General features: G+C 59.6%; 13 protein-coding genes. 9 read left to right on the forward strand and 4 right to left on the reverse strand.

Annotated features, from left to right (window positions below; genetic code table 11):
* Positions 1–59: 59 nt before the first annotated feature.
* Entirely contained in the window at positions 60–1,133 is a 1,074-nt protein-coding gene (rlmM, locus tag AB4N48_RS06500; protein WP_041477361.1) for a 23S rRNA (cytidine(2498)-2'-O)-methyltransferase RlmM, read from the forward strand.
* Positions 1,134–1,277: 144 nt separating this feature from the next.
* Positions 1,278–1,526: a sulfurtransferase TusA gene (gene tusA / locus AB4N48_RS06505; protein WP_016775503.1), complete on the forward strand. Its 249-nt coding sequence runs from the start codon at positions 1,278–1,280 to the stop codon at positions 1,524–1,526.
* Between the two features lie 47 nt (positions 1,527–1,573).
* Here tusA and AB4N48_RS06510 read toward each other — a convergent pair whose 3' ends face one another.
* Entirely contained in the window at positions 1,574–2,983 is a 1,410-nt protein-coding gene (locus tag AB4N48_RS06510) for an MATE family efflux transporter (protein ID WP_460143632.1), read from the reverse strand.
* 160 nt (positions 2,984–3,143) lie between these two features.
* Here AB4N48_RS06510 and pdxB point away from each other — a divergent pair, with 160 nt between their 5' ends.
* Positions 3,144–4,286: a 4-phosphoerythronate dehydrogenase PdxB gene (pdxB, locus tag AB4N48_RS06515; RefSeq protein WP_056791541.1), complete on the forward strand. Its 1,143-nt coding sequence runs from the start codon at positions 3,144–3,146 to the stop codon at positions 4,284–4,286.
* Positions 4,287–4,453: 167 nt separating this feature from the next.
* On the opposite strand, the gene AB4N48_RS06520 is transcribed toward pdxB, so the two are convergent.
* Positions 4,454–4,633 carry a PA1571 family protein gene (locus AB4N48_RS06520; protein ID WP_024013646.1) on the reverse strand — a complete coding sequence of 60 codons (180 nt, stop codon included), beginning with the start codon at positions 4,631–4,633 and terminating at the stop codon, positions 4,454–4,456.
* Positions 4,634–4,891: 258 nt separating this feature from the next.
* Here AB4N48_RS06520 and AB4N48_RS06525 point away from each other — a divergent pair, with 258 nt between their 5' ends.
* Positions 4,892–6,673 carry an ABC transporter transmembrane domain-containing protein gene (locus AB4N48_RS06525; RefSeq protein WP_460094981.1) on the forward strand — a complete coding sequence of 594 codons (1,782 nt, stop codon included), beginning with the start codon at positions 4,892–4,894 and terminating at the stop codon, positions 6,671–6,673.
* Between the two features lie 82 nt (positions 6,674–6,755).
* On the opposite strand, the gene AB4N48_RS06530 is transcribed toward AB4N48_RS06525, so the two are convergent.
* Complete coding sequence (locus AB4N48_RS06530) at positions 6,756–8,684, reverse strand: transglycosylase SLT domain-containing protein (protein ID WP_041477355.1); 1,929 nt, start codon at positions 8,682–8,684, stop codon at positions 6,756–6,758.
* A 214-nt stretch (positions 8,685–8,898) separates the two neighbouring features.
* On the opposite strand from AB4N48_RS06530, the gene AB4N48_RS06535 reads away from it, so the two are divergent.
* Positions 8,899–10,821 (forward strand): ATP-binding cassette domain-containing protein, encoded by a 1,923-nt coding sequence (locus AB4N48_RS06535; protein ID WP_016775499.1) that lies wholly within the window; start codon positions 8,899–8,901, stop codon positions 10,819–10,821.
* A 192-nt stretch (positions 10,822–11,013) separates the two neighbouring features.
* Here AB4N48_RS06535 and AB4N48_RS06540 read toward each other — a convergent pair whose 3' ends face one another.
* On the reverse strand, positions 11,014–11,451 hold the full coding sequence (locus AB4N48_RS06540) for a universal stress protein (protein WP_016775498.1): 438 nt from the start codon (positions 11,449–11,451) through the stop codon (positions 11,014–11,016).
* A gap of 103 nt (positions 11,452–11,554) precedes the next feature.
* Here AB4N48_RS06540 and AB4N48_RS06545 point away from each other — a divergent pair, with 103 nt between their 5' ends.
* The 4 genes from AB4N48_RS06545 to AB4N48_RS06560 all read left to right on the forward strand — a co-directional run bounded on the left by AB4N48_RS06545 (position 11,555) and on the right by AB4N48_RS06560 (position 16,202).
* Complete coding sequence (locus AB4N48_RS06545; protein WP_056791532.1) at positions 11,555–11,992, forward strand: hypothetical protein; 438 nt, start codon at positions 11,555–11,557, stop codon at positions 11,990–11,992.
* Between the two features lie 527 nt (positions 11,993–12,519).
* Complete coding sequence (fadB, locus tag AB4N48_RS06550) at positions 12,520–14,667, forward strand: fatty acid oxidation complex subunit alpha FadB (RefSeq protein ID WP_024013640.1); 2,148 nt, start codon at positions 12,520–12,522, stop codon at positions 14,665–14,667.
* Between the two features lie 29 nt (positions 14,668–14,696).
* Positions 14,697–15,872: an acetyl-CoA C-acyltransferase FadA gene (gene fadA, locus AB4N48_RS06555; RefSeq protein ID WP_095182362.1), complete on the forward strand. Its 1,176-nt coding sequence runs from the start codon at positions 14,697–14,699 to the stop codon at positions 15,870–15,872.
* A gap of 93 nt (positions 15,873–15,965) precedes the next feature.
* The gene (locus AB4N48_RS06560; RefSeq protein ID WP_125918335.1) at positions 15,966–16,202 is read left to right on the forward strand and encodes a DUF1653 domain-containing protein; all 237 of its coding nucleotides are present in this window, start codon (positions 15,966–15,968) and stop codon (positions 16,200–16,202) included.
* The last annotated feature ends 107 nt before the right edge of the window (positions 16,203–16,309 follow it).

Genomic DNA, 16,309 nt, shown 5'->3' on the forward strand with positions numbered 1-16,309 from the left:
AACGCAAGGCTTGAGCATCGCGCAACGGTCGAATGATCGACCGTTGCCCAGGAGTAAGAATGAACACCCTATTCATGCATTGCCGGCCCGGCTTCGAAGGCGAAGTCTGTTCGGAGATTTCCGATCTCGCCGCCCGTCTCAATGTCGCCGGTTACGCCAAAGCCAAAACCGCCACGGCCTGCGCCGAGTTTGTCTGCACTGAAGCCGACGGCGCCGAACGCCTGATGCGCGGTCAGCGTTTCGCCGAATTGATCTTCCCTCGGCAGTGGGCGCGGGGCTTTTTCATTGATCTGCCGGAAAACGATCGCATCAGCGTAATCCTCGCGCACATGGCCGATTTCCCGGTGTTTGGCAGTCTGTGGCTGGAAGTGGTCGATACCAATGACGGCAAGGAACTGTCGAACTTTTGCAAAAAGTTCGAAGGCCCCCTGCGCAAGGCGCTGACCGCCGCTGGCAAACTGGTGGAAGACGCCAGCAAGCCGCGTTTGTTGCTGACCTTCAAAAGCGGACGCGAAGTGTTCCTCGGCATGGCCGATGCCGGCAATTCGGCAATGTGGCCGATGGGCATTCCACGCCTGAAGTTTCCTCGCGAGGCGCCCAGCCGTTCGACCTTGAAGCTGGAGGAGGCGTGGCACCACTTCATTCCACGTGATCAGTGGGAAGATCGCCTGCACAGCGACATGACCGGCGTTGACCTCGGCGCCGCACCGGGCGGCTGGACCTGGCAACTGGTCAACCGGGGCATGCTGGTGACGGCTATCGACAACGGCCCGATGGCTGAAAGCCTGATGGAAACCGGATTGGTCCAGCATCTGATGGCGGACGGTTTTACCTTCAAGCCGAAGCAGCCGGTGGACTGGATGGTTTGCGACATCGTCGAGAAACCGGCGCGCAACGCGGCGATGCTGGAAGAGTGGATCGGCGAGGGGCATTGCCGCGAGGCGGTGGTCAACCTGAAGCTGCCGATGAAACAGCGTTATGCCGAAGTGAAACGTCTGCTCGAGCGCATTGCCGATGGTTTCAAGGCTCGTGGGATCAAGGTTGATATCGGCTGCAAGCAGCTGTATCACGACCGCGAGGAAGTGACTTGCCATCTGCGCCGGCACGACACCAGGAAAACCAAATCGCGCTGACACAACACTGAACCTGTGGGAGCGAGGCTCCTCGCGAAAGCGGTGGGGCTGACGGATTGCCTTCGCGAGCAGGCTCGCTCCCACATGGGTTGGACGATGTCCCAAGCAATGCGCGACAATGCCGGCCAGTTTCTGGAGTGAACCATGAGTGAAATGATCGATACCCCGGTCGACGGCACCCTCGACGCCACCGGCCTCAATTGCCCGGAACCGGTGATGATGTTGCACCAGCACATCCGCGATCTGGTGCCCGGCGGCCTGCTCAAGGTGATCGCCACCGATCCCTCGACCAAGCGCGATATCCCCAAGTTCTGCGTGTTTCTTGACCATGAACTGGTCAGCCAGCACGAAGAGGCCGGCACCTATCTGTACTGGATTCGCAAGAAGTCCTGAATCAGGGCAAAAAAAGACCTGCAAATGCAGGTCTTTTTTATGGGTGATCAACCCGCCGAACGACTGATTCGAATCCGCTTGCGCGCGCTGCGTGTCAGCCGGATCGACAGCATCAACGCTGCGCAGCTTAAGCCTACGATCAAACCCTGCCACAAACCGCTCGGACCGCGTGGCTCGCCGAGCCAATCGGTCAGGCCCAGCGCATAACCGACCGGCAGACCGATGCCCCAGTAGGCGAAGAGAGTCAGGATCATCGTCACCCGAGTGTCCTGATAGCCACGCAGTGCACCGGCCGCAGTCACCTGGATTGCATCTGAAAACTGGAACAGCGCCGAATAAACAATCAGCATCGCCGCAATATGAATCACCGTTGGATCAGCGGTATAGATCGCCGCAATCGGCTCGCGCAGCGCCAGCATCAGGCTCGCCGACAGGCAGGCGTAGGCCAGCGCCGTGCCCATGCCGACTCCAGCGGCAAAACGTGCCTCACGCGGTTCCTCGCGGCCCAGCGCCTGGCCGACACGCACGGTGACCGCCATGCCCAGCGAATAGGGAATCATGAACACCAGCGAGCTGACGTTCAGCGCGATCTGATGCCCGGCCACCACCGTCGCGCCGAGGCTGCCGATCAGCAGGGCGATCACGGCGAAGATGCTCGACTCGGCAAACACCGCGATGCCGATCGGCAAACCAATCGATAGCAGACGTTTGATCACCGTCCACTGCGGCCAGTCGAAGCGGCTGAACAGTTCGCTTGAGCGATAGGCCGGTGCCCAGCGTTCGTAGCCGGCCAGGCCCAGCGCCATCACCCACATCACGATCGCCGTGGCCCAGCCGCAGCCGACGCCGCCCATGGCCGGCACGCCGAAGTGGCCATAAATGAAGATGTAGTTCAGCGGGATGTTCAGCGCCAGACCACAGAGGCCCAGCACCATGGCCGGGCGGGTGCGGCCGATGCCATCGCTGGTGCAGCGCAGCACGTGATAGAAGGCCACCGCCGGCAAGCCGCTGGCGATGCCGTGCAGATATTGCATGCACGGGCCGATCAACTCGGGATCGACTTTCATCAGATGCAGCACCGGTTCGGCGGCGACCAGCATCGAGGTGGCGATCAATCCGACTACCAATGCCAGCCACAACGCCTGACGCACGATCGGGCCGATTTCGCTGTGCTTGCCGGCGCCGAAACGCTGCGCGACTTCTGGTGTGGTGGCCAGCAGGGTGCCGGTCATCAATAGAAACACTGGAACCCAGATCGAGTTGCCCAGCGCCACTGCCGCCAGGTCCTTGGGGCCGACGCGCCCGGCCATCACCGCATCGACGAAGCCCATGGCCGTGGTCGCCAGTTGCGCGATGATGATCGGCAGGGCCAGGGCGAGCAGGTTTTTCAACTCCAGGCGAATCCGCGCAGGGCGGCTCAGCGAGACGGCGACAGGTTGGTCAGTTACAGGGTTCACAGGCAAAGCGTCCAGAAAGTATTGATGCGCAGAGCGGCGCATTCTACGCCGCTGACGCCTCGGTCAGGAAATATCCTCTGTTGCGTATTTGTAAGCGCAAACCCTGCTGGCTGATCGACGCGTCAGCACCTAAACTGCCGATCCGCCCAAGGAGCCCGCCATGCTGATTGTTGCCGACGAAAATATCCCGCTGCTCGATGCTTTTTTTGCCGGTTTCGGCGACATCCGCAGAGTGCCGGGCCGCTCCATTGACCGCGCGACGGTTGAGCAGGCCGATGTGTTGCTGGTGCGCTCGGTGACTAACGTCAATCGCGCGCTGCTCGAAGGCAGCAAGGTGCGCTTTGTCGGCACCTGCACCATCGGCACCGATCATCTGGATCTCGATTACTTCAACGAGGCCGGGATCTGCTGGTCGAGCGCGCCGGGTTGCAATGCCCGTGGTGTAGTCGACTACGTACTGGGCAGTCTGATGACACTGGCCGAAATCGAAGGCGCGGATCTAACTCAGCGTACTTACGGCGTCGTCGGCGCCGGTGAAGTGGGGGGGCGCTTGATCAAGGTCCTCAAGGGCCTGGGCTGGAACGTCAAGGTTTGCGATCCGCCGCGCCAGGCTGCCGAGGGCGGCGAATATGTCAGCCTTGAGCAGATCATCGAGCAGTGCGACGTGATCAGTCTGCATACGCCATTGACCCGCAGCGGCGACTCTGCAACCTGGCACCTGTTCGATCAACAGCGTTTGCAGCAACTCAAGCAGGGTGCATGGCTGATCAACGCGGCGCGCGGCCCTGTGGTGGATAACGTTGCGCTGCGTGAGGTGCTGCTGGAGCGCGAGGACCTGCAAGCGGTGCTCGACGTCTGGGAAAAAGAGCCGGAAGTCGACCCTGCGTTGGCCGAACTCTGCGTATTGGCCACGCCACATATTGCCGGTTACAGCCTCGATGGCAAGCAACGCGGGACCGCGCAGATTTATCAGGCCTACTGCGCTTTCAGCGGCCAACCTGCAGCTATCCAGCTCAGCGATCTGCTGCCAGCAACCTGGTTGTCGGAAGTTTCCCTGCACGGTGACAGCGATCCGGCGTGGGCGCTGGCGATGTTGTGCCGGGGCGTGTATGACCCGCGCCGCGATGATGCGGATTTCCGCCGCAGCCTGGTGGGAAATGTCGCTGAGCAGCGCTCGGCGTTTGACGCGTTGCGCAAGCAATATCCGGTGCGACGCGAGATCGAAGGGCTGAAGGTGCGAATTGAAGGTGATGCGCCGGGGTTGCGGCAGATTGTTGAGGCGCTGGGGGCGGTGGCTGTCTGAATCAGCGCTGGCCTTTTCGCGAGCAGGCTCGCTCCCACAGGGGATCTACAGTGCAGCAAAGTTAAAGGTGGGAGCGAGCTTGCTCGCGAAAGCCACACCACCAATCCCGAATTGCAGATATAAAAAACCCGGCCATTCAGGGCCGGGTCAGGAAGACGGTGGCTACATCACTCTTGTTCGGCAGGCTTGACCAATCGCTTCTCCAGTTCGCGGCACGCGTCCTGGATCATGTCTTCAGTGATCGGTACTTCGCGGCCCTGCTCATCGATAATCGAGCAACCCAGAGACTGGTCGGGTTTGGTGCGGATCACTTCAATCTTGTCTTCGCTGCTGTGTTGCAAGGACATGGCCTGTCTCCTCATCAGGTTGTGTGCCTAAGTTAAAACCGCCACGTGACCAGGCTGTGACAACTCCCTGCGGTCTGTCGGCGGGCGGCATCTCTACTCAAACAGAAATGACCGCTCGTCTCAACCGCAACCTTAGACCAATCGTTTCTAGCATCCGGACATCCCGGGCATATTTAACCTGACTCATTGTGATTTACAGAGTTCCACCCCATCTGAGTCTGTAGGCTGGCCCGATCCATCTGCGCAGACGTGAACTCCATGATCTCCATGTTTTCTTCCCGACACCGGCGTGCCCTGCGCCTGACCAGTCATTTTCTCCTGCCGTACCGCTGGCATGCCTTCGGCGCACTGCTCGCGCTGATCGTCACCGCCGGCATCACCTTGTCGATGGGGCAGGGCATCAAGTTGTTGGTAGACCAGGGTTTCATGACCCGTTCGCCGCATCTGCTCAATCAGTCGATCGGGATTTTCATGTTGCTGGTGCTCGGACTGGCGCTGGGCACCTTTGCCCGTTTCTATCTGGTGTCGTGGATAGGCGAGCGCGTGGTCGCCGACATTCGCCGCCAAGTGTTCAATCACTTGGTATATCTGCATCCGGGCTTTTATGAGGATAACCGCAGCTCGGAAATCCAGTCGCGCCTGACCGCTGATACCACGCTGCTGCAATCGGTGATCGGCTCGTCGCTCTCGCTGTTCCTGCGCAATCTGCTGATGGTCATCGGTGGTGTGGTGTTGCTGTTCATCACCAATCCGAAGTTGACCAGCATTGTCGTGATTGCACTGCCGCTGGTGATCGCGCCGATCCTGATTTTCGGCCGCCGTGTGCGCAATCTGTCGCGCCAGAGCCAGGACCGTATCGCCGACATTGGCAGCTATGTGTCGGAAACCCTTGGTCAGATCAAAACCGTGCAGGCCTACAACCATCAAGTGCAGGACGAGCAGCGTTTCGCTTCTACCGTCGAGCAGGCGTTTGAAACCGCGCGTAAGAGGATCTTCCAGAGGGCGTGGTTGATCACGCTAGTGATCGTGCTGGTGCTTGGCGCGGTGGCGGTGATGTTGTGGGTCGGCGGCATGGATGTGATGGCGGGGCGGATTTCGGCTGGGGAACTGGCGGCGTTCGTTTTCTACAGCCTGATTGTCGGCAGTGCGTTCGGCACGCTGAGCGAAGTGATCGGCGAGCTGCAGCGCGCTGCTGGCGCAGCGGAGCGGATCGCAGAATTGCTGCGTTCGGAAAACATCATCCAGCCACCGTTGACCGGACTGGTCACTTTGCCAGCGCGAGTCAAAGGTGAACTTGAGCTGCGCGACGTGCGCTTTTCCTACCCCTCGCGTCCGGAAAGCTACGCAGTTGATGGCTTGAGTCTGACGGTGAGGGCGGGCGAAACCCTGGCATTGGTGGGGCCGTCCGGCGCCGGCAAGTCCACGGTTTACGACTTGTTGCTGCGCTTCTACGATCCACGCGAGGGGCAGATTTTCCTCGATGGCGTGCCGCTGACCAGCCTTGACCCGCTGGATCTGCGCCGCTGTTTCGCCCTGGTCTCGCAAACCCCCGCGTTGTTTTTCGGCAGCGTGGAGGACAACATTCGCTACGGCTGCCCGACGGCCACGCTTGAACAGGTCAAGGAAGCTGCGCGAATTGCCCACGCCCACGACTTTATCGAACAAATGCCGGACGGCTATCAAACTCATCTGGGAGATGGCGGCCTCGGGTTGTCCGGCGGTCAGCGCCAACGTCTGGCCATTGCCCGCGCCTTGCTAGTGGACGCGCCGATCCTGCTCCTTGACGAAGCCACCAGCGCCCTCGACGCACAGAGCGAACATCTGATCCAGCAGGCCCTGCCAACGCTGATGGAAAACCGCACCACGCTGGTGATCGCTCACAGGCTGGCCACGGTGAAGAACGCTGACCGGATTGCGGTGATGGATCAAGGCAAGCTGGTAGCGGTGGGGACACATCAGGAGTTGATCGCCAGCAATCCGCTGTACGCACGGCTGGCGGCGTTGCAGTTTAATGATGGTCGATCTGTCACAGCAGACTGAGCAATCGACCAAGTAACCGACCAAAAAAATGCCCGTATCTCACGATACGGGCATTTTTCATGATCCGGCGTCAGCCTGGTGATTACTGATCATCAAAATACCGCTCATGCCAATCCACCAGCGGTTGCGGCGAGTTGAGCTTTTGCCCGTAGATCACCGAGTAGGACAACACGTTCTGCACGTATTGACGGGTTTCGTCGAACGGGATGCTTTCCACCCAGACGTCGAAACTCAGGTGATCAGCGCCGCGCAGCCACTGACGCACGCGGCCTGGCCCGGCGTTGTAAGCGGCGGAGGCGAGCACGCGGTTGCCGTTGAACTGGCTGTGAACCTGGCTGAGGTAAGCGGCGCCGAGCTGAATGTTCTTGTCTGGATTGAGCACCTGCTGCGGCGAAGCCAAGGGGATGCTGAATTTGCGTGCGGTTTCCTTGGCGGTGGCTGGCATCAGTTGCATCAGACCGCTGGCGCCGACGCCGGAGCGCGCGTCGTCCATGAAGGCGCTTTCCTGCCGGGTGATGGCGAACACCCAGCTCGAATGCAGGCCGCGAACCTTGGCTTCACGCACGAGGGTATCGCGGTGAGCCATCGGGAAGCGGATGTCCAGATCGTCCCAGTACTGTGCCTGACTGATGGTGCGAATCGCCGGAAAGTACCATTTCAGGTCGTAGGCCAGTTTGGCCTGGGCGACCATTTCATCGCGATTGAAATGACGGCTGACGTGATACCACTCGCGACGCCCGTCGACGATCTGCCCGCGTGCATGAAACTCCAGCGCGCGCCGCACGCCGGGGGTGTTACGAACCTTGTTGATCAACGCCTGGCTGAGCACCAGCGGCTTGTTGTTCAGCGAGTAAGGCGATTGTGAACGGTCTGCGGCGAGGAAGCCGTAGAAGTCTCGTTCCCGCGCCAGATTCTTGTACAGGGTCAGCGCTTGCGGGTTTTGTGGCTCGGCCAGTTCCAGACTGCGCGCCTGCCAATAGCGCCAACGGTTGGTGGCGGCCAGGTCTTGCGGCAGACGCTTGGTCAATTCGTAGGCATCGTTCCAGCGTGCCAGACGCAGCAGCAGGCGCAGGCGCCATTCCGAGACGGTGTTGTCGCGCAGCTCCGGATCGTACTTGGTCATCACGTCCAGCGCGCGGCTGTCGAAGCGGCGCGCGAGGGTCAGGCCGATCTCGCGAGCGATCGCGACCTTCTCATCGCGAGAGAAATGCATGCTGCTGGCGTAACCGTCGAGCAGGGCCATGGCCTTGTCCGGATCCTGCCGGGCGAGGCGGCGCAAGCCGAGGCTGACGACGTCTGACATCGGCTCGTCGGCCGGGGTGAAGCGCGACGGCTGATTGAGCAATTCGGGTTTCTGCGCCACGTCGACCAGCAAACGCCCGCGCGGGGCTAGGGTGGTCAGGCCGTTGATCAGGCTGTTGGCCAGCGGATAGTTGCGGGCCTGCGCGGCAAGCTTGGTGCGCTCCCAGCGTTTCTGCTCGGTCAGTTGGCCGTCGGCAGCCCAGATGCCGAACAGCGCGTCACAGGCGGCGGGTTGCGATTTGCCGGTCAGCCAGAGTTTTTCTGCGTTCGCATAGCCTTCAGCCTTCTTGTCGTGGCTGATTTGGTATTGCGCGTTGAGGCAGTCGAGCTCAGTGAAATTCAGCTTCGGATCGTAGTACTTGACGAAGGTCGCCCAGTCGCCACGGTCGGCGAGCCAGCGCAACCAGCGCAGTTTCATCCAATTGGCCTGCGGCAGGTCACCGTGTTCGGCGAGGAATTTCTCGATTTCTGCGTTGCTCGCGGTCTTCAGACGCGCGGTCAGTTCGTCGTAGGCCAGATACGGTTCCAGCGGATAATCGGCCAGCGCCTGGCTGTAACGGAAATACGGGCCGGTATCACCCTTGGCCAAGGCGCGCTTGGCTTCATCGTAATACTGGCGTTGGGTGGACAAGTCCACCGCCTGGACGGATTGAGCGGCAGCGGCGGTAAGAAACAAGCAGGACAAAACACTGAAAAGGCGACTGCGCATGAGACATCCGGGCAGAGAAATCATGACAAGTGCCGATCGAAATCCGCACTGAATTGACTGTAGCTTAGCCTTTTGCCAGCAAGCGGCGAAAGCTTTGCGAGCCTCGCTGCACAAGTTCGCAACAAATGTTGTGCAGAGTGCTTCGACAGACAAATTGCCGGCCTGCTGAAGCCTCAAGTCAGGTAGAATGCGCGCCCGGTTTTTGGAGAAGCTCATGACCCTGCTCAAATTCAGCGATGTGTCCCTTGCGTTCGGCGCTATGCCGTTGTTGGACAAGGTGTCCTGGCAGATCGCCCGTGGTGAGCGGGTGTGCATCATCGGCCGCAACGGCACTGGCAAGTCCAGCATGATGAAACTGGTCAAGGGCGACCAGAAGCCCGATGACGGCTCGGTATGGCGTGCCCCCGGTCTGAAAATCGGCGAATTGCCGCAAGAATTGCCAGTTGCCGACGACCGGACGGTATTCGACGTGGTGGCTGAAGGCCTCGATGGTGTTGGCGCCTTGCTCGCCGAATATCATCACCTGAGCCAGAACATCGTCACCGACGCCGATCTGGACAAGCTGATGCACGTTCAGCACGACCTCGAAGCCCGTGATGGCTGGCGCCTTCAAACGCTGGTCGACAGCACCCTGAGCCGTCTGCAACTGCCGGCCGACAAGACTCTCGCCGAACTCTCCGGTGGCTGGCGTCGTCGTGTGCTGCTGGCGCAGGCGCTGGTGTCCGAACCGGATCTGCTGCTGCTCGACGAACCAACCAACCACCTGGACATCGGTGCGATTGCCTGGCTCGAAGAAGCGCTGAAAGATTTCCAGGGCGCCGTGCTGTTCATCACGCACGACCGTTCCTTTTTGCAAAACCTCGCCACGCGCATCCTCGAACTGGATCGCGGTGGGCTGATCGACTGGAACGGCGATTACGCCAGTTTCCTCGTGCACAAAGAAGCCGCGCTGGCCGCTGAAGAAACCGCCAATGCGTTGTTCGACAAGCGTCTGGCTCAGGAAGAAGTGTGGATCCGTCAGGGCATCAAGGCCCGCCGCACTCGTAACGAAGGTCGCGTGCGCGCCCTGAAAGCCCTGCGCGTTGAGCGCAGTGAGCGTCGCGAGCGTACCGGCAAGGCCAACATCCAGCTGGAAACCGCGGACAAATCCGGCAAGCAGGTGATGGTGCTCGAGAACGTGAGCTTCGCGCATCCGGGCGGGCCGTTCCTGATCAAGGATTTCTCCATGGTCCTGCAGCGCGGCGACCGTATCGGTCTGCTCGGCGCCAACGGTACTGGCAAGACCACACTGTTGAAACTGATGCTCAGCGGTCTGCAACCGACCAGCGGCAAAGTGGAAGAGGGCACACGCATCGACGTCGCCTACTTCGACCAGTTGCGCCATCAGCTGGATCTGGAAAAAACCGTGATCGACAACGTCGCCGAAGGTCGCGACTTCATCGACATCGACGGGCAGAGCCGTCACGTGCTGAGCTATCTCGGCGACTTCCTGTTCAGCCCGCAGCGTGCACGCACGCCGGTCAAGGCGTTGTCGGGTGGTGAACGTGCGCGTCTGTTGCTGGCGAAGCTGTTCAGCAAACCGGCGAACCTGCTGGTGCTCGACGAACCGACCAACGACCTCGACGTGGAAACCCTCGAGCTGCTCGAAGAAGTGCTGCTGACTTTCAACGGCACCGTGCTGATGGTCAGCCACGACCGGGCATTTCTCGATAACGTAGTGACCAGTACCCTGGTCTTTGAAGGTGAAGGCAAGGTTCGTGAATACGTCGGTGGCTATCAGGACTGGATCCGTCAGGGCGGTTCGCCGCGTCTGTTGGGCGTGACTGAAAGCAAGTCGGGCAAGGCTGACCTGAACTCGGCGGTGGTTAGCGCTGAGCCGGCTCCGGTGGCTGCGCCTGCGGCTGCCGCTCCGGTGGCCAAGAAGAAACTGAGCTACAAGCTGCAGCGCGAGCTGGAAGCCTTGCCGGGCGACATCGACGCCAAGGAGCAGCAAATCGCCGCGGTTGAAGCGGAAATGGCTGAAGCCGGTTTCTATCAGCGTCCGCCGGCGGAAACGGCCAAGGTGATTGCTTCGCTGGAGCAATTGCAGGCCGAGCTGGATGCGTTGGTGGAGCGTTGGGCCGAGCTGGATGCCTGATTGCTCCTGATGTAAACAAGCCCGGCGCTCAGTGATGAGCGCCGGGCTTTTCATATGTAGCGCGATCTACAGGCTGGAGCAGGTCAACTGTGAGAGCGAGCCTGCTCGCGAAAGCGGTGTGTCAGGCGGCACTCATATTGAATGTGCCGACGTATTCGCGAGCAGGCTCGCTCCCACAAAGAGCAAGACAGATCAGCGTTTGACCAGGTGTACCGCCAGCACATCGCATGGCGCACCGTGCAGCACGTCATTCGCGGTCGAGCCGAGCAGCAGTGCCAAGCCATGACGGCCATGGCTTCCGACCACGATCAGATCGCACGCTTGTTCCTTGGCGAAATGATGGATTTCCTGGCGTGGCTGGCCGTAGGTCAGATGGCAATTGGCGCCTTCGAGCTCGGGGTATTTCGATTTGAGTTTTTCAAGACGCTCCTTGGCCTGATCGAACTGCTGTTGTTGCAGTTGTGACAGGTCCATTGGCACGTCGCCACCGAAGGCCATGGCCATCGGTTCAACGATATGCACCAGCGACAACTTGGCAGCGTTGCTCACCGACAGCTCGCGGGCGCGGTGGATCACAGGGTCGCACTCTTCGGTCAGATCTACAGCGACCAGTATGTGGTGGTAGGGCATGAGGTGCTCCTCCTGAGGGTTCGATATTGGTAAGTATGGCTGGTTTCAAGCGCATTGGTTCGCAAGTGACACAATGGGCTCATCAAAAATCGGGAGTACAGATATGACGGTCTGGCTGGTGGTGTCAATCCTGCTGGTAGTTTTAAGTCCGCTGGCATGGTTGCGCCCGTCTCGCGCGCAGAGCGGGCGCATGGCCCTGCGCATGGAGGCTCGACGCATCGGCCTGGCCATGCAACTGGCGCCGCAGGAGTGGCCGCACTGGCTGCTGCCAGAGCCGCCAAACCCCTGCGCCCAGTACCATCGGCCGCGGCGTGGCAGCCAACCGGCGTGCTGGACGTACTGGCAGAAAACCCCGGGCGTCTGGGTCAATCAATGGCAGGAAGTCTGCGATGACCGGATCCTGCTCGATTATTTCGAAAAATTGCCGGGCAATGTTTTCAAGATCGAAGCGGACAAGCAGATGATCGCCTTGTACTGGGGCGAGAAGGGCGAGGCGACGGTTCTGCAGGATATCGACGCGACCCTGAAAGCACTGGCGTGATGCGCGGACTTTTCTCACTGCAACGGTGTGAAACGTCCGGCAGACGCGCAATAAAAAGCCCGACATGATTCGTCGGGCGGATTGGCCAGGCAGGCCGGTAATCTTTTTTTGCGGCAGGCGCTTTGATCGCCTCGGCAAATTTTCTCGCAGTCCACCCAGCGTAGCCTTCTGAACAGGGCTCGGCGGAAATTAGGGCGACTTTTCTAACTATTGATTCTATGAATGGCTCAACATCGAGACGGGTGTTGCTGCTCATCATGGTGCAGAAATGACCGCAAAGTCGCATTTCAGCCCGAATTTAGGGCGATTGACAATTGTCTGAAATTCCGTGAAGGTGACGTACCCGAATCAAACGGGCGTATGAATTGAGCGTTTGTCTTACAGACTGCTCCTACAGAATCCCGACTATCGCGTTGGCGGGTGTGCCAGGCGGACAGGTGTCAGCATCGACGAACAAAGCGTCCTTCTGAGCCATAAGCCTGCGTCCGACGTGTACTGTTCAGCTTCCATATCGTGGAGATCAGTTGATGATTTACGAAGGTAAAGCCATCACGGTTAAAGCTCTTGAAAGTGGCATCGTCGAATTGAAATTCGACCTCAAGGGTGAGTCCGTCAACAAGTTCAACCGTCTAACCCTGAACGAACTGCGTCAGGCCGTAGACACCATCAAGGCAGATGCTTCGATCAAGGGCGTGATCGTCAGCAGCGGCAAGGACGTGTTCATCGTCGGCGCCGACATCACCGAATTTGTCGACAACTTCAAGCTGCCGGATGCCGAGCTGGTTGCAGGCAATCTCGAAGCCAACAAGATCTTCAGCGATTTCGAAGACCTCAACGTGCCGACCGTCGCGGCCATCAACGGCATCGCCCTCGGTGGCGGTCTGGAAATGTGCCTGGCGGCCGACTATCGCGTCATGTCCACCAAGGCAAAGATCGGTCTGCCGGAAGTCAAACTGGGCATCTACCCAGGCTTCGGCGGTACTGTGCGTCTGCCACGCCTGATCGGTGTCGACAACGCCATCGAGTGGATTGCCGCCGGCAAGGAAAACCGTCCTGAAGACGCCCTGAAAGTCAGCGCCGTCGACGCCGTGGTTGCTCCAGAGAAGCTGCAGGAAGCTGCCCTTGAACTGATCAAGCGCGCCATCTCCGGTGAGTTCGATTACAAAGCCAAGCGTCAGCCGAAACTTGAAAAACTCAAGTTGAACGCCATTGAGCAAATGATGGCTTTCGAAACCGCCAAAGGTTTCGTGGCTGGCCAGGCCGGCCCGAACTACCCGGCGCCGGTTGAAGCGATCAAGACCATCCAGAAAGCCGCGAACTTCGGTCGCGACAAGGCACTGGAAGTGGAAGCTGCAGGCTTCGTCAAACTGGCCAAGACATCTGCTGCGCAGAGCCTGATCGGCCTGTTCCTGAACGATCAGGAATTGAAGAAAAAGGCCAAGGCCTATGACGAAATCGCCAAGGACGTGAAGCAGGCTGCCGTACTCGGCGCCGGCATCATGGGTGGCGGTATCGCTTATCAGTCGGCTTCCAAAGGCACGCCGATCCTGATGAAGGACATCAACGAGCACGGTATCGAGCAGGGTCTGGCCGAAGCCGCCAAGCTGCTGGTCGGCCGCGTTGACAAGGGTCGCATGACCGCGGCGAAGATGGCTGAAGTGCTCAACGGCATTCGTCCGACCCTGTCCTACGGCGACTTCGGTCACGTCGATCTGGTCGTCGAAGCTGTGGTCGAAAACCCGAAGGTCAAGCAAGCGGTACTGGCTGAAGTCGAAGACAAGGTCAAAGAGGACACCATCCTCGCGTCCAACACCTCGACCATTTCCATCAGCCTGCTGGCCAAGGCTCTCAAGCGTCCGGAAAACTTCGTCGGCATGCACTTCTTCAACCCGGTGCACATGATGCCGCTGGTGGAAGTCATCCGTGGCGAGAAGTCCAGTGAACTGGCGATCGCCACCACCGTTGCCTACGCGAAGAAAATGGGCAAGAACCCGATCGTCGTCAATGACTGCCCGGGCTTTTTGGTCAACCGCGTGCTGTTCCCGTACTTCGGCGGTTTCGCCAAGCTGGTCAGCGCCGGTGTCGACTTCGTTCGCATCGACAAAGTGATGGAAAAATTCGGCTGGCCAATGGGCCCGGCTTACCTGATGGACGTGGTCGGCATCGACACCGGTCACCACGGCCGCGACGTCATGGCTGAAGGTTTCCCGGACCGCATGAAGGATGACCGTCGTTCGGCCATCGACGTGCTGTACGAAGCCAAACGCCTGGGCCAGAAGAACGGCAAGGGCTTCTACGCCTACGAGGCCGACAAGAAAGGCAAGCAGAAGAAAGTCGCCGATCCGTCGGTACTCGAAGTGCTCAAGCCGATCGTTTACGAGCAGCGCGAAGTCACTGACGAAGACATCATCAACTGGATGATGATCCCGCTGTGCCTGGAAACCGTGCGCTGCCTGGAAGACGGCATCGTTGAAACCGCCGCCGAAGCCGACATGGGTCTGGTCTACGGTATCGGTTTCCCTCCATTCCGTGGCGGTGCGCTGCGCTACATCGATTCGATCGGTGTTGCCGAGTTCGTTGCCCTGGCTGACCAGTACGCTGATTTGGGCGCGCTGTACCACCCGACCGCGAAGCTGCGCGAAATGGCCAAGAACGGCCAGAGTTTCTTCGGTTAAGCGCCCCCAACTAGAGTGAGAGTGAACTTATGAGCTTGAATCCTAGAGACGTCGTGATTGTCGACTTCGGTCGTACTCCGATGGGCCGCTCCAAGGGCGGCATGCACCGCAACACCCGCGCTGAAGACATGTCGGCGCACCTGATCAGCAAACTGCTGGAACGCAACACCAAGGTCGACCCGGCGGAAGTCGAGGACGTGATCTGGGGCTGCGTCAACCAGACCCTGGAGCAGGGCTGGAACATCGCGCGCATGGCGTCGCTGATGACCCAGATTCCGCACACTTCGGCCGGCCAGACCGTCAGCCGTCTGTGCGGTTCGTCGATGAGCGCGCTGCACACTGCTGCGCAAGCGATCATGACCGGCAACGGTGACGTGTTCGTGGTCGGCGGCGTCGAGCACATGGGCCACGTGAGCATGATGCACGGTGTCGATCCGAACCCGCACATGTCGCTGTACGCGGCGAAAGCCTCGGGCATGATGGGCCTGACCGCTGAAATGCTCGGCAAGATGCACGGCATCACCCGTGAGCAGCAGGATGCCTTTGGCGTGCGTTCCCACCAGTTGGCCCACAAGGCAACCGTGGAAGGCAAGTTCAAGGACGAAATCATCCCGATGCAGGGTTACGACGAGAACGGTTTCCTGAAACTGTACGACTACGACGAAACCATTCGTCCGGAAACCACCCTGGAAAGTCTGGCGGCGCTCAAGCCGGCATTCAATCCGAAGGGCGGCACCGTGACTGCCGGTACTTCGTCGCAGATCACTGACGGTGCTTCGTGCATGATCGTGATGTCGGCGCAGCGTGCGCAGGACCTCGGCATCCAGCCAATGGCGGTAATCCGTTCGATGGCAGTGGCGGGTGTAGACCCGGCAATCATGGGCTATGGTCCAGTGCCGGCAACACAAAAAGCCCTGAAGCGCGCAGGCCTTGGCATCAACGATATCGACTTCTTCGAGCTCAACGAAGCTTTCGCTGCACAGGCTCTGCCAGTGCTGAAAGATTTGAAAGTGCTCGACAAGATGAACGAGAAGGTTAACCTGCACGGCGGCGCGATCGCCCTGGGTCACCCGTTCGGTTGCTCCGGTGCGCGTATTTCCGGCACCCTGCTGAACGTGATGAAGCAGAATAGCGGCACCTTTGGGGTGGCCACTATGTGCATTGGTCTCGGCCAAGGCATCTCCACCGTCTTCGAACGCGTTTAAGCGTCTCGTCGATGGAAGCCGGGGCCCAGTGCCCCGGTTTTTGTTTTTGGGTTTTTTATTTATTTTTGAAAAGATTTCAGTGAGGGCCGAAGCATGCCGATACAACCTGGGCTCTACCAACATTACAAAGGTCCGCAATACCGTGTATTCAGTATTGCGCGGCATTCCGAAACCGAAGAAGAAGTGGTCTTTTACCAAGCCCTGTATGGCGATTACGGCTTTTGGGTGCGCCCGCTGAGCATGTTCGTCGAGTCGGTCGAGGTTGACGGCGAGCAGGTGCCGCGCTTTGCTTTGGTGCAAGCCGAACCGAGCCTTTTTGACAAGGCATGAGGCGACTGCGCAGACAACCCTGCGCTTGACCTCACCTTGTATCAACTATATATAGCGGTGCCGCGTCAGGCGCCAACCGCCTTTCACTTCTAGAATTCAGGAATTTT

This window comes from Pseudomonas sp. S2_C11, assembly GCF_054668395.1.